Consider the following 22478-nt stretch of genomic DNA (forward strand, 5'->3'; position numbering starts at 1 on the left):
TATGCTAGGTAGAACTCGTATGCCCTCGGGAGCGTTACAGAGGAGTGTAACTCATGAACGCTCACGCCGACACCCTCACCGAAACGATCGTCCTCGAACTCTCCGACGTCACGGGCGTCGACCCGCTGGACCTCCCGCCGCTGTACGACGCCGTCGACGTCGACGCGCTCCAGCAACTGTTCGATCGGGGCGACGACATCGAGGTGGAGTTCGCCATCGCAGGCTGCGAGATCACCGTGCGCGGTCGCGACGACGTGACGGTCACGCCGACGAGCGGGCGGACGCCCGCCACTCTGGGCGCCGACGGCGAAGCCGACGCCGCCCGGACGGCCTTCCAGGACTGAATGTCCACCAGACCCGTGCCAGTGGCAAACGCCGACGACGTCGACGGGGCGGACCGCGCGATAGAGTGTGCGAACTGCGGCGCGCCGATCGACCGCAACGAGTGGCACCCCGTTCGGGCCAGCACCGTCGACGACGAGTTCCGGATCTACGCGTTCTGCAGCGAACGCTGTCGGGCGTCGTGGTCCGGGCCGGACCGCTGATTCCGCCGGTCGAACCGGCGCGCGTAGCGACCGAACCAACGTGTGTAGGCACGATCGAGCGCGGCACGTTCTGCTAGTAGGTACGACGACTTAGGCCGATTCGTCCGTACGTTCGAACGAACCATGACTGCGCGTACTACGGTCACCGACTCGGGGCCCGACGCCGGGGGTGCGGACAGGGCCAGCGAGGCGGTGATTCGGGCCGTCGCCGAGGCGAAAGGGGTCGATCCGCTCGATCTGGATCCGCTGTACGACCGGATCGACCTCGACGCCGTCGACCGGTTGTTTGCCTCGAGCGACGTTCCCGCCGGTCGGCTGACGTTCGACGTCGCCGGCTGTCGGGTGCGGGTCCGCGCCGACGGACAGGTGAGCGCCACGCCGCTCGAAGACGCCGACCGGGTGGACCCGGTGTGAACCGGAGCGATCGAGCGTGACGAACGGCCGCGAGAACGCGTCGCGATCGCCCGCCGACGGCGAGGGGTCGCCGGATCTCTGCGCGCACTGCGGCGACGCCATCGACACCAGCGAGTGGCATCCCGTGGTCGCCCGATCGGAGCCTGACGAGTTCCGCATCTACCCCTTTTGCGACGACCGGTGTCGCGACGAGTGGGAGGACGCGTGACGGCCCCGATCTCGTCGCGCGGGCGCGCGACCGGGCAAGCTTTAGGCCTCGGTCGTGGATGCACACGTAGCGAAGTTCTCACGCCATGAGCCCACCAGACGGGGGAGCAGACGATTCGGAGTACAGCTACGTCGAACACACCGGGGAGTCCGGCGACCGCGCCGCGACGGTGTTCGACGACGACAACGAGGACGCCTGGATCGAGACCGACACGATGGTCTCGCTGGGCGAGGGGGACGCCGATCCGGAGGCCGGGACCCGCTACGACGAGGCGACCGGCACCTACCACGTCGAGTACGACTGGCGCGACGCGATGCCGCTGTCGATGATCGTCGTGATGATCGTCGCCGACCTCGAAGGGGTCGGGGCGACCGAGTTAGATCCGCTGTACGACTACCTCGATCCCGAGCTGCTCGACCGCCTCTTTAGCCCCCAGGAGGACGGGCGACTCGCCACCGGGGAAGTGTCGTTCACGTATCACGAATACGAGATCACCGTGTTCCGCCACGGCCACATCGGCGTCACGCCGCCCGACGAGCGCTGAGGTGGAGCTGCGGTAGAATCAGCTATTTCGGATCGTCGCCGTACCGCTCGGCGGCGGACTCGAACCCGAACTCCTGCTGTTCTTTGCTGCGACGCTGTTCGGCTTCCGCCAGCGCCTCGGCCTCGGGCGCGGCGTCGTCGGTGATCCGCGCCCACGAGTCGTGGACCTTCGCGTGACACCACCGACAGAGGAAGACCGTGATCTCGTGGGAGAGCGTCTCGCCTGAATCCGCGTAGGACAGGTGGTGTTCCTCCAGCAGCGGCCGCTCGTCGTCGTGTGCGAGCCGGCGCTCCTCGAGGCCGCAGCGGACGCACTCCCGGTCGGGTTTGCGCGACCGGAAGTGCGGGCAGTCGGCCCAGTTCCAGTCCTCGTCGTCGGCCGCGACCGGGCAGGCGAAGTCGTCGGTCCGGCGCTCGCGGGCGAACTCGGGGTCGTGCTCGGGGAACTCGAAAGCGTACCGGCAGCGGCCGTCGTCGGTGACGTGGTCGCAGACCCCGGCGTGCTCGTAGGGGTCGTCGACGCCGACCGACGTGCCCTCCGGCGTCTTCTCCATGCCCGATCGGTGGGCGCGCCGGCCATTGAATCCTCCGACTGGGACCGCGATCGATCTGCTGAAATCACAAAGCTAACGCCCCTCGAACGTCCGACACGACGCCATGCGGACGCACCTCTCGCTCACCTACGGGACGGAGTCACCACTGCCGCCGGCGTTCGACGACGACCACGACGTCCGGATGCCGGCGGTGCTCGTCGAGCGGCTGCTGGAGGAGTTCACCGAGCCGGGCGACCGAGTGCTCGACCCGTTCGCGGGGTTCGGGACGACGCTGACCGTCGCAGAGCGCCTCGACCGGGAGCCGTTCGGCGTCGAGTACGAGCACCGCCGGGCCGAATACGTCGCCGAGCGGATCGAGCGCCCCGAGAACGTGCTCCGGGGCGACGCGTTCGATCTCCCGCTGGATCGGTTCCCGACCGTCGAGTGCGTCTTGACGTCGCCGCCGTTCATGAACGAGTGGATCGAGTCGAACCCGTTCGAGAACTACTCGGGCGAGAGCAGCTACGAGCAGTATCTCGACGACGTCGAGGGGATCTTCGCGGGCGTCCGCGACCAGCTCGCGCCGGGCGGCGTCGCGCTCGTCCACGTCTCGAACATGAAATACGATGGCGACGTGTCGACGCCGGCCTGGGACGTCGCCGACGCCGTCGGAAACGTCCTCCACTTCGACGGCGAGATCGCCGTGACGTGGGAGGGCGGCGCCGACGAGCGGGAGGGGACCTTCGGCTACGGCTACGACCACAGCTACTGCCTGGTGTTCGAGAAAGCGGACTGATGCCGAACCGTCCGCGACGACGCCGTAACCCGGCCCGCTACTCCTCGCTACGCAAGAAGGCGAAGCTCTCGACGGCGACGGTCGTCTCGCCGTCCCCGCGTTCGACGTCGACCGCGTCGCCGGTCACGAGATCGGTGTCGTCGACGCGCTCACCGAGGGTCACGTCGACCGGTTCGTCGCCGAAGTTCAGCGCAATCACGACGCGCTCGCCCTCGTGTTCGCGGGCGAACGCGACCGTGCTGTCGCCGGGCGCCGACCACTCGATGTTCACCAGATCACCGCGTCGGAGCACCTCGCTGTCGTTCCGCGTCGCGATCAGTTCGCGGTGGAGCGCCGTCAGTTCCTCGTCGCCGCCCCACTCCATGTCCTCGCGGAAGTGGGTCATCCCGGTCTCCTGCCCGTAGTAGACCATCGGCATCCCCGGCAGCGCGAACGTGGTCGCGACGGCGGCCTCGTGGGCGGCGCGGCCGCACTCGTCGACGTAGCGGCTCTCGTCGTGGTTCTCGACGTAGCGCATCTGGACGGCGTGGTCCGGGAACCCCTGGCGGGCGTCCTCGCGCATCGCGTCGAGCAGGTGGCTCGCAGGTTCGTCGCCCGTGCCCACGTCGCGGAGCGCGTGGTACAGCGGGGTGTCGTAGTGGACGTCGAACTCCAGCTCGTGGGCGTCGGGGTCGCGCGGGATCGACTCGTCGAGCAGGAAGAACTCGTCGTCCTCGGCCTTCGTGCGGTCGCGGACCTCCTTCCAGAACCCGTGGGGGACGCCCCAGGCGACGTCGCAGCGGAACCCGTCGACCTTGTCGGCCCAGAAGTCGACGACGTCGAGCAGGTGCTCGCGCACCGCCAGCGAGTCGTAGTTGAGGTTCGGAATCGATCGCCAGTTGAAGTAGTGGGCCGGCTCGCCGTCCTCGAAGGCGTACCACTCGCGGTACCCCTCCATGCCGGCGTCGGCGAACTGGCTCGCCCAGTGGCGCCGCGAGGTGTGGTTGATCACCAGGTCGAATATCACCTTCACGCCGTGGTCGTGGCAGGTCTCGACCAGCGACTCGAACTCCGCGAGCGTGCCCAGATCGGGCGCGGTGTCGAAGTAGTCCAGCGTGTCGTAGCCGTGGGGCCCGCCCTGGTCCCAGCCGTCGGTGTGTTTCGTCGGGCTGTAGGCGTCGACGATCGGCGTCATCCAGAGCGCGTCGACGCCGAGCCACTCCAGGTAGGGAATCCGCTGCTCGATCGCCTCGAAGGAGGCGTCGACGTCGCCGGTGAACGATCTGGTGAAAATCGAGTATAGCGTCGCGTCGCCGATCCAATCGGGCGCCTCGTTCGGCTGCTCGACCGCGCCGTCGGCGTCGACCGCGGCGGTGTCGGCCACCGAGTGGCGCCGGCCGACCGCGACGGCGTGGACGCGCAGGCGCTCGCCGACGGCGTCGAGATCGCACGTCGCGACCGATCCGTCGATAGCGAGCTCGCCGTCGAACGACGACCGGTCGCGGTCGTCGACGTAGAACTCGACGTCCAGGTCGTCGACCGATTCGTCGTTCGTCAGGCCCGGCAGCGGCGTCGCCTCGAAGCGGACCTCGCCGTCCTCGACAGCGGCGTCGAGCGAGATCCGGGGTCGGTCTGGGCCATCGACGCGGCGGCGCTCGAACTCGGCGTCGCGATAGTTGTCGTCGGGGACGAAGATCGCCTTGTACTCGCCGGGCGGGAGTTCGGTCTCGAAGACGAAGGCGTCGCCGTCCCGGCTCGCGCGGGCGGTCCCGAGCACGTGCTCGTTGAACGACGAGGAGAGCCAGACGTCGTCGGCGTCCTCGTGGGGGATCGAATCGGCGGGCACCTCGAACCGCACCGGGTGGCGCTCGTCGGGGAACGCGCGAACCGTCAGACTGTGCCGGTCGGTCGGCGCGTCGAGTTCGACGACGTAGACGCCGGGCTCGTCGGGGACGAGGTGTTCGACCGAGGCGTCGCCGAGCGCGGCGTCGCTGCCGTCGGGCGCCTCGGCGAGCGTCCAGTCGTAGTTCGCGTTCGGATCCGGGTTGCGCGGTGCGAGTTCCACGTCGTCGCCGACGGCGACGAACCGCGGCGGGCCTGGGTGGTTCATACTCTCGGGAAACACTCCGGCGCCATAAGTGCACTCTGTAGAGAATTTACGTTCGGTCGGCGGCCACCGGATGAGGTCGGCAGAGCGCGGATCGGACGCGTGCTGGAAAGAACGCGCCGCACGCGCCCGCCGACGCTCGCCGCCGACGGCTCCGTCGGAACTGCGGGTGGGCGCCGAGGGCGTCGCCAGGTGAAGAAATCTTCACCGATCGGCGTGCGCGGTCCCGACGCGTCGAGCCCCGGCGACGGCGGCGTCGCTCCGACGCGCGGCGGATCGATGGATTCTCCGTGATTCGCGCTCCGGTGCCGGTACGGTGACGGGAATGATAGACGAGAACCGCCGCCTCGCGCTGGCGAGCGTGCTCGGTATCAACGCGCTGCCGGTCGTCGGCATCGTCTGGTTCGGGTGGCACGCCTCGACGCTGCTCGTCCTCTACTGGTTCGAGGCGGGCGTCGTGCTCCTTCGCGGGGCCTTCGAGGGGCTGTTCGCGGCGCTACCGGCAGGCCCGGCGGGGCGCGGGCACGTGTTTCCGTTCGACGAGCTGCAGTCGAAGCGGGGTTCGATCCAGTTTGTCGGCTGGCTTCCGCCGATCTATCCCAGAAACGTCCCGGTGGTGCTCAACACGCTCATCGTGCTGGCGCTGGTCTGGCCGCTCGCCGGGATCGGGGTGTACGCCGTCGTCGTCGACGGGCCGCTCTCGCCCGGCGCGCCGTCCAGCGTCGCGCTGGCCGCCGGCGGGATCGTCCTCGGACACGGCATCACCGCGATCGAATCGCTCCGGACGGGCCGATACGAGCGCGAATCTGCCCACTCGGTGCTCTCCCAGCGCCACGTCGTCGGGCTGTTACTCTCGCTCTTGCCCGGCGCGCTGTGGGTCGACGCCGCCGACGGCTCCGGGGCGGCGGGCGCGTGGATCGGACTGGCGGCGATCGTCTGCACGAAGTTCGCGTTCGATCTCTACGAGTGGTCGGCGAGCGGGAGCGGCGACCCCTCGCGGATCGAGCGGCTGGTGTCTCGCGTGCGCGCCGACAGCATCGGCGAGGAGCAGTCGGTCGAGACGCCGGACGGCGAGCCGATCGAGCGGTTTCGACCCGACGCCCACGCTGTCCGGCTCCGGGGCGCCGCGCTGGGGGCGGTCCACGGCGTCCTTCCGCTGAGCGGGCTCGCGCTCGCGGCCGCGACGGGCCTGACCTGGCTCTGGCTGGGGCCCGCCGAGGCCCTCCTCGTCGCGATCGCCTGCCTGCTCCCGTCGGTGCTCGCCCACCTGCTGGCGCAGGACGTGCAGTTCGGCCATCTCGAATACCGGCTCTACGAGTCGGAGCTCGTGGCGTACGATCGGCTGCTGGCGGCGCCCCAGTGGCGGCTGTCGCTCGACGCCGTTTCGGAGTGTCACACAGCGTCGGGGATCGTCGACCGGCGGACCTCGCTGGGCACCGGAACGATCCGCGTCGAGCGAGGCGACGGCGAGACCGAGCGACTGGTCTTCCTTCCTGACGTCGACGGCGCTGCGTCCCGCCTCGAAGATCGGGCCCGCAAGGAAGCGCACTCCCGGCGGTCCGACGCCGTCGCTCGGGGACGCGACGGGCAGTCCTGACAGTCGTCGGGAATAACGACTTCGGTGCTGCGGGCACAGGGTTCGAGCATGGCTGACCTGGCATCGAATCCGAACGCCGACGTCGACGCCGCGGAGGCCGCGGCGGCCTTCGGCTCGCTGGCCGACGAGAACCGGATCGCGATCCTGCTGGCGCTGTGGTCCGAGGAGGAACTGTCGTTCGCCGACCTCCAGTCGGCCGCCGAGTTCGAGGACTCCAGCCTGTTTAACTACCACCTCGGCAAGCTGGTCGGCCGATTCGTCGAGAAAGAGGACGACCGCTACCGGCTGCGGGCCGCCGGCGCGAAGGCGATCGACGTCGTCGTCGACGAGCGGTTCGGCAGCTCCTCCGAGCCGGTCGACCTCGAACTCGACGCCGCGTGTCCCGACTGCGGGACGCCGCTGCGCGCCCGCTACGAGAACGACACGATCACGATCGACTGCCCCGGCTGCGACTGCGTCGTCCACCTCGGATACTTCCCGCCGCGCGGCCGCGCCGCGCGCGATCCCGAGGCGTTCCTCGAAGCCTACGCCAAGCGCCTCTGGAGGGACTTCACGCTAGCCTACGAGGGCATCTGCCCGCGCTGTAGCGGCCGGACATCGACACGCGTCGAGGTCGACCCCGACTGGCACCTCGATCTGCCGGCGGTCAGCGATTGTGCGGATTGCGGCGTCTCGATCGGGACGACGATCGGGCTGCGGCTGCTGGCCGATCCCGCGGTCGTCGCGTTCCTGTGGGACCACGGCGACGCCGTCGACGGGCGGCCGTTCTGGGAGTTTCCGTTCTGCCTCGACGACGCCGACGCGGAGGTGGTTTCGCAGGAGCCGTTCCGGGTGGTCGTGCCGATCGAGCGTGGCGGGGAAGTGTTGCAGGTGACGGTCGACGAGGCGGCGCAGGTCGTCGAGACGGCGCGAGTGACGAACCGGCAGTCGTGAGAACGACACCACGAAGACAGTTCTCCGAAACTCTCAGCCCGTTTTTCCGCCGCTATCCGAATTTGGAGTCGATGTGTGGCTCCGCTCGAGATCGAGTCCCCCGGCAGTTGAGAGTCTGATGTCCCGGTCGTGCACATTTAAGCGGCGGAGTTCGCGAGATGCACTGTCAGGACTCGCGCCACTTGTGGCCGCACTCGACGCAGGTGAACAGCCGAACCTCGTAGGAGCCGCCCGGCTTCGGCAGCATCTCGTAGTAGGCCCGGTCGCTGTCGCAGTCGTCCGCCGGACAGGGCTCCTGCATCGTCTCGGTGGAGCCCTGGGTCGCGTCGGCCACGGCGGGTGCCCCGTCGTCTCGCTGTTCATCCTGGGTGGCCATCGACGCTTCTGCTCGCGAGTCCCGCGGTTCCTCGTTTTCACAGGATCGACACGCCCACGTGTCGCCCTCCGTGTGCATCATCGAACCACACTCGTCACAGAAGTTCATATAAAGGAAAGATACAGGGTTGCGAATATATGTGTTAACTTCCGATCCGTCGCGGATTTCAGGCTGCTGCTCGCGCTACTGTACTGAGTTATCGAAGAGGCCACAGGCGTGGTTTGATCTCGCCCGATCGATCCTCAGTACTCGTCGAGTTACGGTGCGGCCGAGCTTACATGTAGCCGAGGTCGCGCAGGCGCTCCATCAGGTCCTCCTTGTCCTGGGCGCGGCCGGCGCGCTCGGTCGTGTCCTCGAGGTCCTGCAGCCAGGCGGGGTCCTCGGTGGTCTTCTCGGTGCTGACCTCGCTGCCCAGCGAGCGGAAGCCCGCGAAGTACTTGGGCGAGACGGGGATGTCTTCCTGGTCGAGGCCGTTCGGCAGGTCGTCGTCGGCCTCAGGGACGTAGCCCTCCTCCGGGAACTCCTCGACGGTGTCCGGCACGACGAAGTGCCAGAAGGCGTCCCAGACCGCGGCCTCGTCGAACTGGAGGATGGGCTGGACGCGGTCGTGGGGCGGGTAGATGTCGGGATCGTGGCGCGGCGAGAAGAACGTCTCGTCGGCGCGGGCCTCCTGCTCGTCCCAGCGGACGCCGGAGATGACGCCGTCGATGTCGTACTCCTCGAGGGCGTCGTTGAGCGCGACCGTCTTGAGCAGGTGGTTGCCGACGTAGGTGTCGAGCAGGAACGGGAAGTCCTCCTCCTCGTACTCGAGGATCTCCCGGACGTGGTGCTGGTTGTGATCCGAGAGGGCGTCGACGGGGATGTCGTCGCCGGGTTCGAGGCCGTTCTCGTCGACGTACTCGCCGACGTCCTCGTTGCGGGCGTAGATCACGTCGAGGTCCCACTCGTCGGCCCAGTGCTCGACGAAGTCGTGGATCCCCTCGAAGTGCTGGTAGTGGTCGATGAACACCGCGGGCGGCACTTCGAGGTCGAACTTCTCGGCGACCTCCTTGATGAAGTACAGCGTGAGCGTCGAGTCCTTCCCGCCGGTCCACATGACCGCGGGGTTCTCGTAGGATTCGAGGCCCTCGCGGGTGACCTCGATGGCCTTCTCGATCTTGTCGTTGACCGAGGGGTAGTCCTCGGGGTCCTCGCCTTCGCCTGCGCTGTAGTCGACGTCGACGTACTCGGGGAAGCTGTCTGTCTGCGCCATCGTATAATTAGATGTCATTACGCGGGTTGAAGTTCTTTTTGGGTGCTCGACGGTTAGCGCCCCGTTACCGTGTCACAACCGGCGGTTCGTCGAGAGCTGCCACACGCCAGCGCTTAATGCGCGACGGCCCAACGTGGACACGGATGCCCACACAGAAGGGGAGTGTTCTGCGCCGACCGACGAAACCGGAGATCGCCGTGTTCGTCTCCGGCGTCGTCAGCATGGGCCTGGAGATCCTGGCCGGGCGGATCGTCGCGCCGGAGTTCGGGAGCAGCATCTACACCTGGGGGACCGTGATCGCCGTCTCGCTGGCGGCGCTGAGTCTCGGCTACCACGTCGGCGGGAAGCGCGCCGCCGAGCGCGCGAGCGTCGGGCGACTCTCCTGGCTACTGCTTGCGACGGCGGCGTACGCCGGTGCGCTGGCGTTCGCACACGAGCCGATGCTGGCCGCGACGGCTGACGTGCCGCTTCCGACTCGCTTCGAGTCCTTACCGGCGGTGACGCTGCTGTTCGGCGTGCCGACGTACTTGCTCGGCTTCGTCAGCCCCTACGCCGCCGAGCTGACGCGCACAAGCGGGGTCGGCGCGGCGTCGGGCCACGTGTACGCGGTCGGGACGATCGGCAGCATCGCCGGCGCGTTCGGGACGACGTTCCTGCTCGTGCCCGCGCTGAGCGTCGAGCGGATCGCCCTGGCGTTCGTCGGCGTCCTCGTCCTCGGCGCGCTCGGCCTCGCGCGCCCGACGCCGTCGTGGAAACTCCGGGGTGCTCAGTCGCTCCGGGATGCTGACCGGAACCCGTCGACGCGCGCGTCCGGCATCGTGCCGAACTGGGCGGTGCCGAGCCGGATCGTGCCGAGGCGGCCGACCGGCGCGGAACTGGCGGTGTTCGTCTCCGGGCTCGTGGCGATGGGCCTGGAGATCGTGGCGGGCCGCGTCGTCGGGACGCAGTTCGGGAGCAGCATCTACACGTGGGGGAGCATCATCGGCGTCTCGATGGCGGCGCTGAGCCTGGGCTACCACGTCGGGGGGAAGCGCGCCGCCGAGCGCGCGACCGACGCGCGCCTGGCGCGGTTGCTGCTGGGGGCGACGGCGTACGTCGCCGTCCTGATCTTCGCCCGCGAGCCGCTGCTGGGCGCGACGACGGCGTTCCCGCTCCCGGCCCGCTTCGCGTCGATCCCGGCGGTCGCGCTGCTGTTCGGGCCGCCGACGTACCTGCTGGGCGCGGTCAACCCCTACGGCGCGGAGCTGTCGAAGGTCGACGGGACCGGCGCGGCGTCGGGCCACGTGTACGCCCTGAGCACGGTCGGCAGCATCGCCGGCGCGTTCGCGGCGACGTACGTCCTGATCCCGACGCTGTCGGTCGAGGCGATCGGCCTGCTGTTCGGGGTCGCGCTGCTCGCCACCGTGGTCGCGATCCTCGCGGCCGAGTCCGCGCCCGCGCCCGAGCGGCGTCCGACCGTCAGGTCGGTCCTCGTCGCGCTGTTGCTCGTGAGTTCGTTCGCGGCGCCGTCGCTGGGCTACTCGATCCACGGCGACGTCGTCCACCAGACCCAGACGCCGTACCAGGAACTGGAGGTCGTCGATCGGGGCGACACCCGGACGCTGTACCTCGACGGGAAGCGCCACAGCGCGATGGACCTCGACGACCCCGATCGACACGTCTTCGAGTACACCCGGTACTTCCACATGCCGTACCTCTACGCGGACGATCCCGACGATATCGACAGGGTGCTGTTCGTCGGCGGCGGCGGGTTCACCGGCCCCAAGCGCTTCGCCGAAGAGTACGACGCGACCGTCGACGTCGCGGAGATCGACCCCGAAGTGATCGACGCCGCCGACCGGTACTTCCGGCTCGAACAGTACCGCGAGTCCGGCGAAGTGAACGTCTACAACGAGGGCGGGCGCCAGTTCCTGCAGGAGACCGACCGCACCTACGACCTGATCGTCATGGACGCGTTCAAGCAGGACAAGGTGCCGTTCCAGCTCACGACGGTCGAGTTCATGCAACTGGCGTCCGACCGGCTCTCCGAGGACGGCATGCTGTACGCGAACATGATCTCTGCGCGCTCGGGGCCGGCGTCGCAGTTCTACCGCTCGGAGTACCGAACCATGGGGGAGGTGTACCCCGAGGTGTACAGCTTCCCGACCGACGACGCGAACGTCGTCCAGAACGTCGAGGTCGTCGCGACCAAGAGCGACGAGCGCGTCACCGAGGCCGAACTGCGCGAGCGCAACCGCCGGCGCGACATCGGTGTCGATCTCTCCGACGAGATCGGGTCGTACCAGCGGTCGGTTCCGACCGACGACGTGCCGATCCTGCGGGACGACCGCGCGCCGGTCGACAGCCTGCTGGAACCGATGGCGGGACAGCGGTACGTCGTCGCGGAAACCGACGAGTCCGACGGCGCGACAGCCGCCGGGGCGATCACGCGGACCCCAACCGCTTCGACCGCTTCGATCGCTTCGCCCGCACCGGCCGCATCGGCCGCGGCGGCCGGTTGACGCCGACGATCGGCCGCCGAGTATACGGGAACTGAGGCCTCCGAACGCCTTTCCACGTGACGACCGAACGTGGAGACGCGGCCAGGGGGAGATTCATGGATACGTCACGACGAGCACTGCTACGGAGCATCGGCACGGCCGGCGCCGTCGCGGCGGGTGCCGGGACGATGGGGGTACAGACGGCGAGCGCTCAGGACCGCCGGCGGGGCGCCGTGATCCCGACGGTCGAGGAGTTCGAAGACAACTACACCGGCCAGTGGATCGAACTCAACGAACAGACCTCGGCGTCCGGTGAACCGGTCGGCGGCTGCGACCAGGCGGAGTGGTCGGCCGACGAGACGCAGGCGTACAACGGCTTCTTGATGGATCGCCGCACCGGCTCGGCGCCGATCATCGAGCTGGACGTGCTGACAGAGGGGGCCGGCACGGGACCGGAAGAGGACACCACGTACGTCGTCAACGAGACGACGGAGTGCGGGAACGACTTCGTCTTTCTCGACCTGCGGGCCGTTCCGATCCGGTCGGTCGCCGGAGCGGAGCCGGGTCCGGAAGCCGATCAAGACGGCGGAGACGGCGATGGCACGCCCGGATTCGGCATCGCCGCCGCCGCCGCGGCGCTCGGCGCGAGCGCGGTCGCCCGGGTGCTCCGCCGCGACGACGGATGAACGCGGGGGAAGAACAGTCGTGAAGAATAATTTCCTCTCCCTTTTAGATAGAGTTAAATAATGTAATCAACAAGACGGCATCCGGATGGAACTTAATCGCAGGAACGTGCTCGAGGCCCTCGGACTCGCTTCGATCGGCGCCGCGAGCTCCGGCATCGCATCGGGCGACGGTCTCTCCTTCGCGTCGCAGAAGTCCCGCAGTTCGATCGGCAGCGCGGTGAACTACGCGGACGACGTCATCTACCAGATCGTCACCGACCGCTTCCGCGACGGGAACCCCCGGAACAACCCCGACGGCGAGCTGTACAGCGAGGACGGCTCGGACCTCCGGAAGTACCACGGCGGCGACTGGCAGGGGATCGTCGAGAAGATCGAGGACGGCTATCTCACCGAACTGGGCGTCTCCGCGCTGTGGATCTCCGCGCCCGTCGAGAACGTCACAGAGGTCGGCCCCGACACCGGCTCGTCGTACCACGGCTACTGGACGCGCGACTACAAGGACCCCAACGAGTTCTTCGGCGACATGGACGCCTTCGAGGAACTCGTCGAGGTGGCCCACGAGAACGGCATCAAGATCGTCATCGACTTCGTGCCGAACCACACCTCGCCCTCGGCGGCAAACAACGAGTTCGAGGACGGCGCGTTCGACGACAACGGCCACGACGTCGCATCCTACAACGACGACCCCGAGACGTACTTCCATCACAACGGCGGCACGGACTACTCGAGCTACGAGGGCCAGATCTACCGGAATCTCTACAACCTCGCGGACTTCGACCACCAGGAGCGGTTCGTCGACGCCTACCTCAAGGAGTCGATCAAGCTCTGGCTCGACAAGGGGATCGACGGCATCCGCGTCGACGCCGTCGCGCACATGTCCCCCGGCTGGCAGAAGACGCTGATGGACGCCATCTACGACTACGAGCCCGTGTTCACGTTCGGCGAGTGGTTCCTCGGCGCGGGTCAGTCCAGCCAGAACTACTACGAGTTCTCGAACGACAGCGGGATGAGCGTCCTCGACTTCCGCTTCGGGCAGAAGCTCCGCCAGGTGCTCCGGAACTGGGACGACGACTTCTACGGGCTGTGGGACGTCATCCAGGAGACCCGATCCGAGCACGATCAGGTGATCGATCAGGTGCCCTTCATCGACAACCACGACATGGCGCGGTTCGCCGGCGAGGACGAGCTGTGGTCGGCCGCGAACACCGACATGGCGCTGGCCGTACTGTTGACCTCGCGGGGCGTCCCGCTGATCTACTACGGCACCGAGCAGTACATGACCGGCGGCGGCGATCCGACGAACCGCAAGCCGATGGAGACGTTCGACCGGTCGACGAACGCCTACGGGATCATCCAGAAGCTCTCGGACCTGCGCCAGTCCAGTCTCGCGCTGCAGTACGGCGACACCCGGCAGCGTTGGGTCGACGAGAACGTGTTCGTCTACGAGCGCTCGTTCGGCGGCGACGTCGTCCTCGTGGCGATCAACCGCGACGGCTTCAACGAGTACGAGTTCAACGGGCTACAGACCGCCCTGCCCGAGGGCGCCTACGCCGACGAGCTGGGCGGACTGCTCGACGGTGTCGAACTGACCGTCGACGAGAACGGCTCGGCCGAGACGTTCTCGCTCGGCCCCCAGACCGTCTCGGTGTGGTCCTACGGCGCCGACGCGACCGAGCCCGAACTGGGCCACGTCGGCCCGACGATGGGCCAGCCCGGCCACACCGTCGAACTCGCCGGCGCCGGCTTCGGCGACGAGGCCGGCTCGGTCGAGATCGGCGGCGAGAGCGCCGAAATCGAGTCCTGGTCCGACGAGAAAGTCGAGGCCGAGGTGCCCGCCGGCGTCGGCGGCGAGGTCTCGATCGCCGTGACGGACGCCGACGGCCGGACGAGCGATTCCTTCGACCACTACGAGGTGCTCACCGGCGATCAGGTGTCGGTCCGGTTCGTCTGTCAGGACGCCGAAACGGAGCTGGGCGAGAACGTCTACGTCGTCGGGAACGTCCCCGAACTCGGGAACTGGGACGCTGACAAGGCGGTTGGTCCGTTCTTCAACAAGGTCATCTACGAGTACCCCGACTGGTACCAGGACATCAGCGTCCCGGCCGACACCGAACTGGAGTTCAAGTTCATCAAGAAGGACGGCGACGGCAACGTCACCTGGGAGTCCGGCGACAACCACACGTTCACGACGCCGAAGGCTCTCACGCGGACGCAGGGCGGCTCCCCGCCGGCTCACTCGAACGCCGGCGGCAGAGGAAAGGGCCGTGGCAAAGGACGCGGCAACGGCCGCGGTAACGGAGAACGCGGCCCGCCCGCACACGCCAATCCCGGCGGCAAGGGCAAGCGCGGGAAGCCGACGACGAGCCACAAGAAGGCCGACCGGCCCAACGAGTACGTGGGGGCCTGGGAGTAAGGCTCGCTCGCGGAACTGCTGCGCCGGGTACGTGATCGGCGTCCGAAAACTGTCGACGCGCCTACGACGGCCGGTCGACGTCGATCCGCCCGTCGCCCGTGACCGTCACGCTAACTCCTTCGTACTCGAACGCGACCGATCCCTCGGGGCCCATCGATCGAACGGCGGCGTCGAGCGCGTCGGGGTCGATCACGCCGTACATCGGGTCGAGGTCGAGCGCGTCGACGCCCTTCGCTTCGGCGACCGCCTCGGCGATTCTGGCGTCGATCGGCAGGTCGTCGTCCGTCCCGGTGCGATCGTCGGCTGCGTTCACGAGTAGTTGCACAGTACGTGCTGCAGGGTTGTCACTTATAAAGTGATACTACCGTTCAAACGGCCTAAACTGCGAGACTGCGTCGGGGTGGGCCGTCGGCGTCAGACGCGCGTCGGACGCGGCGCTAGCTGATGAACTCGTTGTTCCGCCAGTCGACGCCGCCGCCCTGCGAGTCGGAGTCGCCCGCGCCCTCGACGACCTCGATCGAGCTGGGTCGCTCCTCGCCGTCGACGATCCGGGTGGCCTGCAGGTCGCCGTCCTTCTCGGTGATGGCGGTGAGCGTTCCCTTCTCGGCCTCGCGAGCGATGTCGCAGAGCACGAGGAACATCTCGTACTGCAGCGTGGTGTTTTGAAGCACCGTCTCGCGGTCGCCCTTGAACGCGGCGAACTCGACGAGCTCGGATTCGGGCTCTTCCTCTTCCTCGTCGTCGCCCCACTGGGGGCCGCTCGCGCGCCGGCGGACCTCCTCGGGCTCCTCGTAGACGCGGTTCTCGGTGACGCTCGCTTTCAGCTGTGCCGTCGGCGTGTACTTGCTGATCGATTTGTCCTGGGCGACCGCCTTGAGAATGAGGGTGTTGTTTCGGCGCGTGATGTCGACGTCTTCGACGCCGTCCGGAAGGGCCGCATCGTCGAAGAACTCGTGGACGTCTTCGAGCGGCAGTTCCAGTGTGGAGTGAAGTCGATACACGTGGCTGGAATTATCTGTTGACATGGTGGGGAGTCGAGGGGTGTGCGACGGCCAAGCTCTCACTCGACAATAGGCACCGAACGTTTAAATGACCTTTCGTTTGATCCTTTCGCAGCGGATCGGAAGGAACGAACCCGCGGCGTCCCGTTGCCGTCACGTGCTTCCGGCGTTCGACGCCGCGGCGCTGCGACGCGCTGCGCGGAAAGAAAAGCAGTTATCCGAACGGCCGCCGACGTGTCGCTCATGAGCACGCACGAGGACCTGCAACAGCTCGTGGACAGCGGCGTGATCGCGGTACTGCGCGGCGTCGAGCGCGAGGACGTCGTCGACGTGGCCGACGCGCTGATCGAGGGCGGCGTCACGACGCTGGAAGTGACCGCCGACACGCCGGGCGCCATCGACTCCATCGGCGACCTCGCGGACCGCTACGAGGACCGCGACGACGTGCTGGTCGGCGCCGGCACCGTGCTGGACGCCGAAACCGCGCGGGCGGCGCTGCTGGCCGGCGCCGAGTTCGTCGTCAGCCCGAGCACCCACGAGGACGTCATCGAGACCTGCAATCGCTACGGGGCGGTCGTCGCGCCGGGCGTCGCGACGCCGACGGAAGCCGTCGAGGCCTACCAGGCCGGCGCCGACGTGCTGAAGCTGTTCCCCGCCTCCGATCTGGGCCCGAGCTACCTCTCCAGCGTGAAGGGGCCGCTCGGCCAGGTGCCGATCGTTCCGACCGGCGGCGTCGGGCCGGACAACGCCGGCGAGTTCATCGAGGCCGGCGCCGTCGCGGTCGGCGCGGGCGGCTCGCTGATCGACGACGAGGCGATCGCGGCCGGCGAGTTCGAGGCGCTCACCGAGAACGCCGAGGAGCTCGTCGCCGCCGTCGAGGACGCCAAGCAGAGCGCCGAGTAAGCGCACCGAGCGCTCGATCGACGAAGAACCGGCGCGAAAACTGACTGCGATTTTCTGCGGTTGACACCCGGTCGGCGAGCGACGCCGATCAGCTCTCGACGGCGCCGATCACTCTTCGGCGACGCTGATGACGTTCAGCAGCGAGTACACCGGGACGCCCTCGATGTCGTCGATCCCCTGCTTGTCCGCGAGCACGATGCAGGCGACGGGGTCGCCGCCCTCCTCGCGGATCGCCTCGACGGTCTCGCGCATCGTCGTGCCGCTGGTGATCGTGTCGTCGACGACGTAGCACTCCCGATCGCGGATCTGCGCGAAGTTCCGGGAGAACGTGCCGCCCAGATCCTCCATGTCGCCTTCCTCCCACTGGTGCTTGCGCGGGGCGTAGGTCCCGAGGTCGGTGTCGAGTTCGCGGGCGACCACGGTGGCCAGCGGCGCGCCGGCCTTCTCGATGCCGATCGTCAGGTCGACCTCCTCGCCGTGCTTGGCGAGCATGTCGGCCATCGCCGTCCCGACGTGGGAGAGGCGCTTGCTGTCGCGGCCGATCGCGCTCCAGTCGACGTGGATGTCGTCCGGACCGCTGGCCGTCGGGCTGGGCGCCGAGACGGCTTCGGCGGCGCCGCCGGCGCCGCTGCGTTCCACGAGCCAGCTCGCCGTCTCGCGCGAGACGTTGAGCTCGTCCGCGATCTCCCCCTTCGAGAGCCCGCGGTCGGCGAGCTCTGCAGCGCTCTCGATGAGATCGTCGACGTTCTTCATGTGTCGAGGTTCGCGGTCGTCTTTTATAAAGCCAGCGAGGGGACGACGGCACCGCGGCTGGTGGGGACGGCACGGTGAGCCGGAAGATGAGAAGTCGTCTGCGCCGCGGCGTCGTGACGCCGCCCCCGAGCCTATCGTCCGTACGGCGGTTCAGCGTGCCGTCGTCCGTCGCGAGGTCCGTGCGCCGTCGCTCGCACCGCGAGCAATCACACCGACGCCGTCTACAGCGAGTCGAACTCGACGGCGGTCTTGATCACGTCGTCGCCGTCGTCGAACGCGGGCGAGAGGTTGTCGACGTCGTAGACGCCGGTGATCAGGTCCTCGAACAGCCACTCGGGAAGCTGCTGGATCGTCTCGACGGCGGCCTCGAAGTGCTTGACGTGGGAGTTGACGCTGCCGATCAGCGCCTTGTTGTGCAGGACGAACTCCTCGTGGAGCCGGCCGCCGTCGATCTCGAACTCCCAGGAATCGGGGACGCCCAGCAGCGCGCCGACGCCGTTGGGCGCCAGCGCCTCGATCGTCTGGAACGCGTGGGGCGGGTAGCCCGTGGCCTCGTACACGTAGTCCATCCCCTCGTGGGCCGCGGGCACCTCGTCGACGGGCGTCTCGCGGGAGTCGACGTACGTCGCGCCGAGCTCCTCGATGATGTCGATCGTCGGGTCCGGCCGGTCGCGACGGCCCAGGCAGTACGTGCGCTCGAACTCCTCGGTGTGCTCGAACATCGCGAGCGTCAGCAGGCCGAGGCTGCCGTTGCCCAGCACGAGGGCGGACTCAGGATTCCACTGGAACGCCGAGCGGGAGGCGTAGGCGTGCTCGTTCGCCTTCTCGGTGATGCTGATCGGTTCGACGAGGAAGCCGAGTTCCGCGAGGTCGCGGGGGATCTCGATCAGGAACTCCTCGGGGCTGGTGAAAAAGTCGGACATGTAGCCGTGGGCGCCGACGATGCCGCGCTCGAAGTACTGGCCGTCGGGCGCCATGTCGGGCTCGCCGCGCTCGAAGTACTCGTTGGTGCCGTCGGGGGCGCGCCGGACCGTCGGGACGACGACGTCGCCCTCCGAGAACTCGGTCCCGTTCGGATCCTCGACGACGCCGACGGCCTCGTGGCCGAGCACGAGGTGGTCCTCGCCGTCGGGAAACCCGCCGTGGGCGCCGCTCATCACTTCGTGGTCGGTGCCGTCGACGCCGACCCGGAGCGTCCGCACCAGCGCCTCGCCGTCCTCGGGGTCGGGCCTGGGCTTTTCGATCACGGTCGGCTGTTCCTCGCCGCGGCGCACTGCGACAGCTTTCATACTACCACCCTCTGTGCGAGAGAGCAAAAGATTTATTCTTTGTCGAGTAAAGGTCAAGCTGACGGCGGATGCCAACCCCCGTGGTCTAACCGGCCGCTCCCCCCGCGGCCGTCTTCCCCACGGCGTCCGGTTTCCCCCACCGGACGCCGAGCCACCATCCCCCTCCCCCGTCTCCGGCATCCGCCGTACCGTGCCATATCCTCTCTCCCCCTCGCCTCCGAGCGTTCGCCGAGCGGCGGCGCGATGTCGCGGACGCCGCACCTCGAAAATCTCCGAACGCCACATCATTAAGACGGTGCCCGCGAGCATGGGCGTATGGAGCGACACGACCTGCTGTATCGGCTCTACGACGAGTTCGACACCGAGCGGCTCAGGGAGTACCAGCAGTTCGTCGACCTGTTTCCGCCCGTGGACTCCCGGGTGGCGCTCGAACACTGGCAGAACGCCAACGAGGAACTCGAGGACCGAAAGGACGAGATCCGCGGCGGCTTCGCCGTCGGCGAGACGTTCGCCGAGATCGCCGCGCGCGCCACGCGCGATCAGGCGTTCGCCGCGCTGGATCTCCACGCGAAGTACGACCGCGCCGTCAACGTGCTCGTGTTAGACGTCGACGAGACGCTGCGCTCGGCCGGCGGAACGGACAACGAGATCCCCAGAGACACCCTCCACGTGCTGACCGAGTTCCACGAGGCGGGCGTCCCGATCGTGATCTGCACCGGCCAGACGCTCGAAAACGTCAAGGGGTTCATGATTCAGGGGCTGGGCAGCGAGATCGTCCACTCGGGCGATCTCTCGATCGTCTACGAGGCCGGCACCGGCGTGTTCACGCCCGGCCACGGCGCCGACACCAAGCAGCTGCTGTTCGAGGACCTGGATCACGAGACGCGGTCGATTTTCGATAACGTCCGCGCGCGCGTGTTGCCCGACGCCCCTGACGAGCTGCGCCGGGGCTGTCACCTCCAGGGCAACGAGTTCAACGTGACGCTCAAGCCCAACTTCGAGACCGGCTCCGATCGCGCCCGCGAAGTGATCGACGACGCGCTCGTCTACCTGCTGGATCTACTGGGCGACGTCGTCGTCGACGAGCTGGACGTAGACGCCGCCGCGGCGACCGGCGACGACCCCGCGATCGGCGCCGCGAGCGACGACGAACCGACCGGCGACGGCGAACTGACCGACGACGACGCGGGGAGCGGCGCCACCTCCGCGACCGACAGGGACGCCGGCGTTCCGGCCAACGAGTGGGCGCGAGCCTTCTACGGCGACGCCGACCCGGAGATCCGGCGCGTGCTGGAGCGAGCCGGCCGGTTCCCCGACGCCTCTCCCGAGGACGTTCCGGACGCCGTCGCGGAGACGTTCGACCGGATCGACGTCGCGTACTACGAGGCCGACGCCGCCGAGATCGGCAGCCTCGAACTCAACAAGGTCGTCGGCGTCGAGGCCGCCTTCGACGTGCTCGGGATCGACGACCCGTTCGCGCTGGTGATGGGCGACAGCAAGAGCGACCGGCGCGTCATGGAGTGGGTCGCCGAGCACGACGCCGGCATCGCCGCGGCGCCCAAGCACGCCTCACAGGAGACGCTCGAACACGTTCTGGAGCGCGACGAGCTCGTGTTCGGGCAGGGCCAGAGCGCCGAGATGCTCCGGACCGCCTACGCGCTGAACCAGCTCGCCGGCATTCCCTGAGAACGAGTCTCGAGCGCCGAACGAGCGAGCGTCGAACGGCCGTCAGTACTCGTCGTCCCGCCGGGTTCGATCGTCGGATGCGGAGTCGTCGTGGCCCCAGCTCGCTTCGCGGTCGTCGTCCCACCCCGTGTCTTCGTCGACGGGGTCCGGTTCCTCGTCTCGATCCGGCTGCCCCCAGCGTTCGTCCTCGGAACGCGACCGGCCCGGGACCCCATCGGGACCGCGCGGCGAGCCGCCGCGGTCGGCGTCGCGCCCGATATCGGTCTCTTCGAGGACGTACACGCCGACGTATCCGCCGAGCGCGCTCAGTCCGATCGTGTACGCGACCGCAGCCGTCCCGACGACCAGCAGCATGAAGGCGAAGGCGATACCGCCCTCGGCCGGCGCGGCGCCGAAGAGAAAGAGCACGACGATGAAGCCGAAAAACAGCATCGGCAACAGCGATATCGCGCCCGAGATCCCGCCGACCTTCGCGCCTTCCGTTCTCGTGCCGCCCTGCAGGTAGCCCGCGACCGCCCCGCCCAGCACCGGCGAGAACGGCAGGAACGACGTCACGATCGTCACGACGGCGCCGATCCCGGCGTTCAGCAGCGTGTCTGATTCACCCATACTCGGTGGTAGCGAGCGGGAGATGCTTAATGTCACCGACCATACAGCCGCGGCGGCGGGTCACGAACCGACCACTTCCGCCTCGCCTGTCGGCGCCCGCATCTTATATTCGCCCGATCGCTACTGCAACTCGATGCCGCCCCGCGACGATCCCGACTGGGACGCGACGGCCTACGAGGACGACCACTCGTTCGTCTACGAGTACGGCGCCGACGCGCTGGAGCTGCTCGGTCCCGGAGCGGGCGAGCGCGTGCTCGATCTCGGTTGCGGGACGGGCGCGCTGACGAGCGAGATCGCCGACGCCGGCGCCGACGCCGTCGGGATCGACAGCTCGGCAGAGATGATCGAGCGCGCACGCGCGAGCCATCCTGCGATCGAGTCACGCCCCGAGATCGAGTTCCGCCACGCCGACGCGCGGACCGCGACGTTCGACGAGCCGTTCGACGCCGTCTTCTCGAACGCCGCGCTCCACTGGATCGACGAACAGGACGCAGCCGTTTCGACCGTGACCGACGCCCTGCGACCGGGCGGCCGGTTCGTCGCCGAACTGGGCGGTGACGGCAACGTCGCGGCCATCGTCGACGCTGTTCTCGCGGAGCTCGCCGAACGCGGGTACGACGTCGAGAATCCCTGGCACTTCCCGACGGTCGGCGAGTACGCCGCGCGCCTGGAGCGCCACGGTTTCGAGGTGCGCTACGCGACGCTGTTCGACCGGCCCACCGAACTCGACGGCGAGGACGGGCTGGCGAACTGGCTGGACGTGTTCGCCGACGGGCTGTTCGCGCCGCTCTCGGAGGGCGAACGCGAGGCGGTCGTCGCGGCCGTCGAGGATCGGCTTCGACCCGCGTATTACGACGACGGCGCCTGGACTGCGGACTACCGGCGGCTGCGATTTCGGGCGGTGCAGGAGTAGGGGAGATCAGTGTGTGGTACGGCGTCGACGAGCGTCGTGACGCTCTCGACCGACCGTCCGTGTGCGCCGAACCGGCTGGATGCCTTCCCGTCGATCGCGTAGACACCGTGCCCGAGCAGACCGCCCGGCGCGCTCTCGGTGACCTCCAGCGTCCAGCAGTCGGGATGCCAGATGTCGAGCACGATGCGGGAGCCGGTGGTCCGTTCGTCCGTCTGGGAGACCGTCACGATGTGTGTTGGCGTACGGCAGGAACAGGTAAAAGCGGGAGGGATAGAACGGAGACACAGTCCAGCCATCCGATCCTAACAGGATCTCGATCCGAACGAAGACGGACGAAAAGTCTAATCAGCTACGGATCGACTGGGAACCAGTCCGCCCTCCCCGATTTGAACGGGGGACAAGTCGATCTACAGTCGACTGCTCTACCAGTCTGAGCTAAGGGCGGGCACTCGAATTCAACTA

General features: G+C 68.1%; 24 protein-coding genes and 1 tRNA gene. 14 read left to right on the top strand and 11 right to left on the bottom strand.

Annotation, left to right across the window (positions count from 1 at the left end):
* Window positions 1-53: 53 nt before the first annotated feature.
* The 5 genes from ABDZ81_RS01765 (at window position 54) to ABDZ81_RS01785 (ending at window position 1711) form a co-directional block, all read left to right on the top strand.
* On the top strand, window positions 54-344 hold the full coding sequence (locus ABDZ81_RS01765; RefSeq protein ID WP_343772106.1) for a HalOD1 output domain-containing protein: 291 nt from the start codon (window positions 54-56) through the stop codon (window positions 342-344).
* A 15-nt stretch (window positions 345-359) separates the two neighbouring features.
* The gene (locus ABDZ81_RS01770; protein WP_343772107.1) at window positions 360-545 is read left to right on the top strand and encodes a DUF7576 family protein; all 186 of its coding nucleotides are present in this window, start codon (window positions 360-362) and stop codon (window positions 543-545) included.
* 123 nt (window positions 546-668) lie between these two features.
* On the top strand, window positions 669-959 hold the full coding sequence (gene ddfA / locus ABDZ81_RS01775; RefSeq protein ID WP_343772108.1) for a DdfA family disk-determining factor: 291 nt from the start codon (window positions 669-671) through the stop codon (window positions 957-959).
* Between the two features lie 16 nt (window positions 960-975).
* A complete protein-coding gene (locus ABDZ81_RS01780; RefSeq protein WP_343772109.1) occupies window positions 976-1167 on the top strand; it encodes a DUF7576 family protein in 192 nt (63 codons plus the stop codon).
* A gap of 85 nt (window positions 1168-1252) precedes the next feature.
* Window positions 1253-1711, top strand: a complete 459-nt coding sequence (locus ABDZ81_RS01785) for a HalOD1 output domain-containing protein (RefSeq protein WP_343772110.1) — start codon at window positions 1253-1255, stop codon at window positions 1709-1711.
* A gap of 22 nt (window positions 1712-1733) precedes the next feature.
* Here the strand turns inward: ABDZ81_RS01785 and ABDZ81_RS01790 are convergent, their stop codons facing one another.
* Window positions 1734-2264 (bottom strand): DUF7097 family protein, encoded by a 531-nt coding sequence (locus ABDZ81_RS01790; RefSeq protein ID WP_343772111.1) that lies wholly within the window; start codon window positions 2262-2264, stop codon window positions 1734-1736.
* A 103-nt stretch (window positions 2265-2367) separates the two neighbouring features.
* Here ABDZ81_RS01790 and ABDZ81_RS01795 point away from each other — a divergent pair, with 103 nt between their 5' ends.
* Window positions 2368-3039, top strand: coding sequence for a DNA methyltransferase (locus tag ABDZ81_RS01795; protein WP_343772112.1), 672 nt, complete (start codon window positions 2368-2370; stop codon window positions 3037-3039).
* A gap of 37 nt (window positions 3040-3076) precedes the next feature.
* Here ABDZ81_RS01795 and ABDZ81_RS01800 read toward each other — a convergent pair whose 3' ends face one another.
* Window positions 3077-5128 (bottom strand): alpha-amylase family glycosyl hydrolase, encoded by a 2052-nt coding sequence (locus ABDZ81_RS01800; protein ID WP_343772113.1) that lies wholly within the window; start codon window positions 5126-5128, stop codon window positions 3077-3079.
* A gap of 322 nt (window positions 5129-5450) precedes the next feature.
* On the opposite strand from ABDZ81_RS01800, the gene ABDZ81_RS01805 reads away from it, so the two are divergent.
* Window positions 5451-6722 carry a DUF6498-containing protein gene (locus ABDZ81_RS01805; protein WP_343772114.1) on the top strand — a complete coding sequence of 424 codons (1272 nt, stop codon included), beginning with the start codon at window positions 5451-5453 and terminating at the stop codon, window positions 6720-6722.
* 48 nt (window positions 6723-6770) lie between these two features.
* Window positions 6771-7655: a DUF7351 domain-containing protein gene (locus ABDZ81_RS01810; RefSeq protein WP_343772115.1), complete on the top strand. Its 885-nt coding sequence runs from the start codon at window positions 6771-6773 to the stop codon at window positions 7653-7655.
* Window positions 7656-7821: 166 nt separating this feature from the next.
* On the opposite strand, the gene ABDZ81_RS01815 is transcribed toward ABDZ81_RS01810, so the two are convergent.
* Complete coding sequence (locus ABDZ81_RS01815; RefSeq protein WP_343772116.1) at window positions 7822-8139, bottom strand: RPA12/RPB9/RPC11 RNA polymerase family protein; 318 nt, start codon at window positions 8137-8139, stop codon at window positions 7822-7824.
* Between the two features lie 166 nt (window positions 8140-8305).
* Window positions 8306-9283 (bottom strand): phosphoadenosine phosphosulfate reductase family protein, encoded by a 978-nt coding sequence (locus tag ABDZ81_RS01820; protein ID WP_343772117.1) that lies wholly within the window; start codon window positions 9281-9283, stop codon window positions 8306-8308.
* Window positions 9284-9426: 143 nt separating this feature from the next.
* On the opposite strand from ABDZ81_RS01820, the gene ABDZ81_RS01825 reads away from it, so the two are divergent.
* The 3 genes from ABDZ81_RS01825 to ABDZ81_RS01835 all read left to right on the top strand — a co-directional run bounded on the left by ABDZ81_RS01825 (window position 9427) and on the right by ABDZ81_RS01835 (window position 14862).
* On the top strand, window positions 9427-11784 hold the full coding sequence (locus ABDZ81_RS01825) for a fused MFS/spermidine synthase (protein WP_343772118.1): 2358 nt from the start codon (window positions 9427-9429) through the stop codon (window positions 11782-11784).
* A gap of 95 nt (window positions 11785-11879) precedes the next feature.
* A complete protein-coding gene (locus ABDZ81_RS01830) occupies window positions 11880-12449 on the top strand; it encodes a hypothetical protein (RefSeq protein WP_343772119.1) in 570 nt (189 codons plus the stop codon).
* A gap of 85 nt (window positions 12450-12534) precedes the next feature.
* Window positions 12535-14862 carry an alpha-amylase family glycosyl hydrolase gene (locus tag ABDZ81_RS01835; protein WP_343772120.1) on the top strand — a complete coding sequence of 776 codons (2328 nt, stop codon included), beginning with the start codon at window positions 12535-12537 and terminating at the stop codon, window positions 14860-14862.
* 61 nt (window positions 14863-14923) lie between these two features.
* On the opposite strand, the gene ABDZ81_RS01840 is transcribed toward ABDZ81_RS01835, so the two are convergent.
* Window positions 14924-15187, bottom strand: a complete 264-nt coding sequence (locus tag ABDZ81_RS01840) for a HalOD1 output domain-containing protein (protein WP_343772121.1) — start codon at window positions 15185-15187, stop codon at window positions 14924-14926.
* 112 nt (window positions 15188-15299) lie between these two features.
* Window positions 15300-15887: a DUF7110 family protein gene (locus ABDZ81_RS01845; RefSeq protein WP_343772122.1), complete on the bottom strand. Its 588-nt coding sequence runs from the start codon at window positions 15885-15887 to the stop codon at window positions 15300-15302.
* Window positions 15888-16106: 219 nt separating this feature from the next.
* Here ABDZ81_RS01845 and ABDZ81_RS01850 point away from each other — a divergent pair, with 219 nt between their 5' ends.
* Window positions 16107-16766: a bifunctional 4-hydroxy-2-oxoglutarate aldolase/2-dehydro-3-deoxy-phosphogluconate aldolase gene (locus ABDZ81_RS01850; RefSeq protein ID WP_343772123.1), complete on the top strand. Its 660-nt coding sequence runs from the start codon at window positions 16107-16109 to the stop codon at window positions 16764-16766.
* 108 nt (window positions 16767-16874) lie between these two features.
* Here the strand turns inward: ABDZ81_RS01850 and gfcR are convergent, their stop codons facing one another.
* The gene (gene gfcR / locus ABDZ81_RS01855; protein WP_343772124.1) at window positions 16875-17519 is read right to left on the bottom strand and encodes a transcriptional regulator GfcR; all 645 of its coding nucleotides are present in this window, start codon (window positions 17517-17519) and stop codon (window positions 16875-16877) included.
* Window positions 17520-17740: 221 nt separating this feature from the next.
* Window positions 17741-18808: a glucose 1-dehydrogenase gene (locus tag ABDZ81_RS01860; RefSeq protein ID WP_343772125.1), complete on the bottom strand. Its 1068-nt coding sequence runs from the start codon at window positions 18806-18808 to the stop codon at window positions 17741-17743.
* Window positions 18809-19123: 315 nt separating this feature from the next.
* Here ABDZ81_RS01860 and ABDZ81_RS01865 point away from each other — a divergent pair, with 315 nt between their 5' ends.
* On the top strand, window positions 19124-20494 hold the full coding sequence (locus tag ABDZ81_RS01865) for an HAD family hydrolase (RefSeq protein WP_343772126.1): 1371 nt from the start codon (window positions 19124-19126) through the stop codon (window positions 20492-20494).
* Between the two features lie 42 nt (window positions 20495-20536).
* Here ABDZ81_RS01865 and ABDZ81_RS01870 read toward each other — a convergent pair whose 3' ends face one another.
* On the bottom strand, window positions 20537-21103 hold the full coding sequence (locus ABDZ81_RS01870; protein ID WP_343772128.1) for a DUF5518 domain-containing protein: 567 nt from the start codon (window positions 21101-21103) through the stop codon (window positions 20537-20539).
* A 133-nt stretch (window positions 21104-21236) separates the two neighbouring features.
* Here ABDZ81_RS01870 and ABDZ81_RS01875 point away from each other — a divergent pair, with 133 nt between their 5' ends.
* Complete coding sequence (locus tag ABDZ81_RS01875) at window positions 21237-22016, top strand: class I SAM-dependent methyltransferase (protein ID WP_343772129.1); 780 nt, start codon at window positions 21237-21239, stop codon at window positions 22014-22016.
* On the opposite strand, the gene ABDZ81_RS01880 is transcribed toward ABDZ81_RS01875, so the two are convergent.
* Both ABDZ81_RS01880 and ABDZ81_RS01885 read right to left on the bottom strand, forming a co-directional pair.
* Window positions 21980-22243 (bottom strand): hypothetical protein, encoded by a 264-nt coding sequence (locus tag ABDZ81_RS01880; RefSeq protein ID WP_343772130.1) that lies wholly within the window; start codon window positions 22241-22243, stop codon window positions 21980-21982. The genes ABDZ81_RS01875 and ABDZ81_RS01880 overlap by 37 nt on opposite strands.
* Window positions 22244-22387: 144 nt before the next feature.
* A tRNA-Tyr gene (locus tag ABDZ81_RS01885) sits at window positions 22388-22461 on the bottom strand.
* Window positions 22462-22478 lie beyond the last annotated feature (17 nt).

Source organism: Natronoarchaeum mannanilyticum, from assembly GCF_039522665.1.
Lineage (GTDB): Archaea > Halobacteriota > Halobacteria > Halobacteriales > Natronoarchaeaceae > Natronoarchaeum > Natronoarchaeum mannanilyticum.

What these genes read in the sequence shown, in the direction of transcription:
- ABDZ81_RS01765 (WP_343772106.1), top strand. Translation starts at nt 54, where the DNA reads ATGAACGCTCACGCCGACACCCTCACCGAAACGATCGTCCTCGAACTC.
- ddfA (WP_343772108.1), top strand. Translation starts at nt 669, where the DNA reads ATGACTGCGCGTACTACGGTCACCGACTCGGGGCCCGACGCCGGGGGT.
- ABDZ81_RS01785 (WP_343772110.1), top strand. Translation starts at nt 1,253, where the DNA reads ATGAGCCCACCAGACGGGGGAGCAGACGATTCGGAGTACAGCTACGTC.
- ABDZ81_RS01790 (WP_343772111.1), bottom strand. Translation starts at nt 2,264, where the DNA reads ATGGAGAAGACGCCGGAGGGCACGTCGGTCGGCGTCGACGACCCCTAC.
- ABDZ81_RS01795 (WP_343772112.1), top strand. Translation starts at nt 2,368, where the DNA reads ATGCGGACGCACCTCTCGCTCACCTACGGGACGGAGTCACCACTGCCG.
- ABDZ81_RS01800 (WP_343772113.1), bottom strand. Translation starts at nt 5,128, where the DNA reads ATGAACCACCCAGGCCCGCCGCGGTTCGTCGCCGTCGGCGACGACGTG.
- ABDZ81_RS01805 (WP_343772114.1), top strand. Translation starts at nt 5,451, where the DNA reads ATGATAGACGAGAACCGCCGCCTCGCGCTGGCGAGCGTGCTCGGTATC.
- ABDZ81_RS01810 (WP_343772115.1), top strand. Translation starts at nt 6,771, where the DNA reads ATGGCTGACCTGGCATCGAATCCGAACGCCGACGTCGACGCCGCGGAG.
- ABDZ81_RS01815 (WP_343772116.1), bottom strand. Translation starts at nt 8,139, where the DNA reads ATGAACTTCTGTGACGAGTGTGGTTCGATGATGCACACGGAGGGCGAC.
- ABDZ81_RS01820 (WP_343772117.1), bottom strand. Translation starts at nt 9,283, where the DNA reads ATGGCGCAGACAGACAGCTTCCCCGAGTACGTCGACGTCGACTACAGC.
- ABDZ81_RS01825 (WP_343772118.1), top strand. Translation starts at nt 9,427, where the DNA reads ATGCCCACACAGAAGGGGAGTGTTCTGCGCCGACCGACGAAACCGGAG.
- ABDZ81_RS01830 (WP_343772119.1), top strand. Translation starts at nt 11,880, where the DNA reads ATGGATACGTCACGACGAGCACTGCTACGGAGCATCGGCACGGCCGGC.
- ABDZ81_RS01835 (WP_343772120.1), top strand. Translation starts at nt 12,535, where the DNA reads ATGGAACTTAATCGCAGGAACGTGCTCGAGGCCCTCGGACTCGCTTCG.
- ABDZ81_RS01845 (WP_343772122.1), bottom strand. Translation starts at nt 15,887, where the DNA reads ATGTCAACAGATAATTCCAGCCACGTGTATCGACTTCACTCCACACTG.
- ABDZ81_RS01850 (WP_343772123.1), top strand. Translation starts at nt 16,107, where the DNA reads ATGAGCACGCACGAGGACCTGCAACAGCTCGTGGACAGCGGCGTGATC.
- gfcR (WP_343772124.1), bottom strand. Translation starts at nt 17,519, where the DNA reads ATGAAGAACGTCGACGATCTCATCGAGAGCGCTGCAGAGCTCGCCGAC.
- ABDZ81_RS01860 (WP_343772125.1), bottom strand. Translation starts at nt 18,808, where the DNA reads ATGAAAGCTGTCGCAGTGCGCCGCGGCGAGGAACAGCCGACCGTGATC.
- ABDZ81_RS01865 (WP_343772126.1), top strand. Translation starts at nt 19,124, where the DNA reads ATGGAGCGACACGACCTGCTGTATCGGCTCTACGACGAGTTCGACACC.
- ABDZ81_RS01870 (WP_343772128.1), bottom strand. Translation starts at nt 21,103, where the DNA reads ATGGGTGAATCAGACACGCTGCTGAACGCCGGGATCGGCGCCGTCGTG.
- ABDZ81_RS01875 (WP_343772129.1), top strand. Translation starts at nt 21,237, where the DNA reads ATGCCGCCCCGCGACGATCCCGACTGGGACGCGACGGCCTACGAGGAC.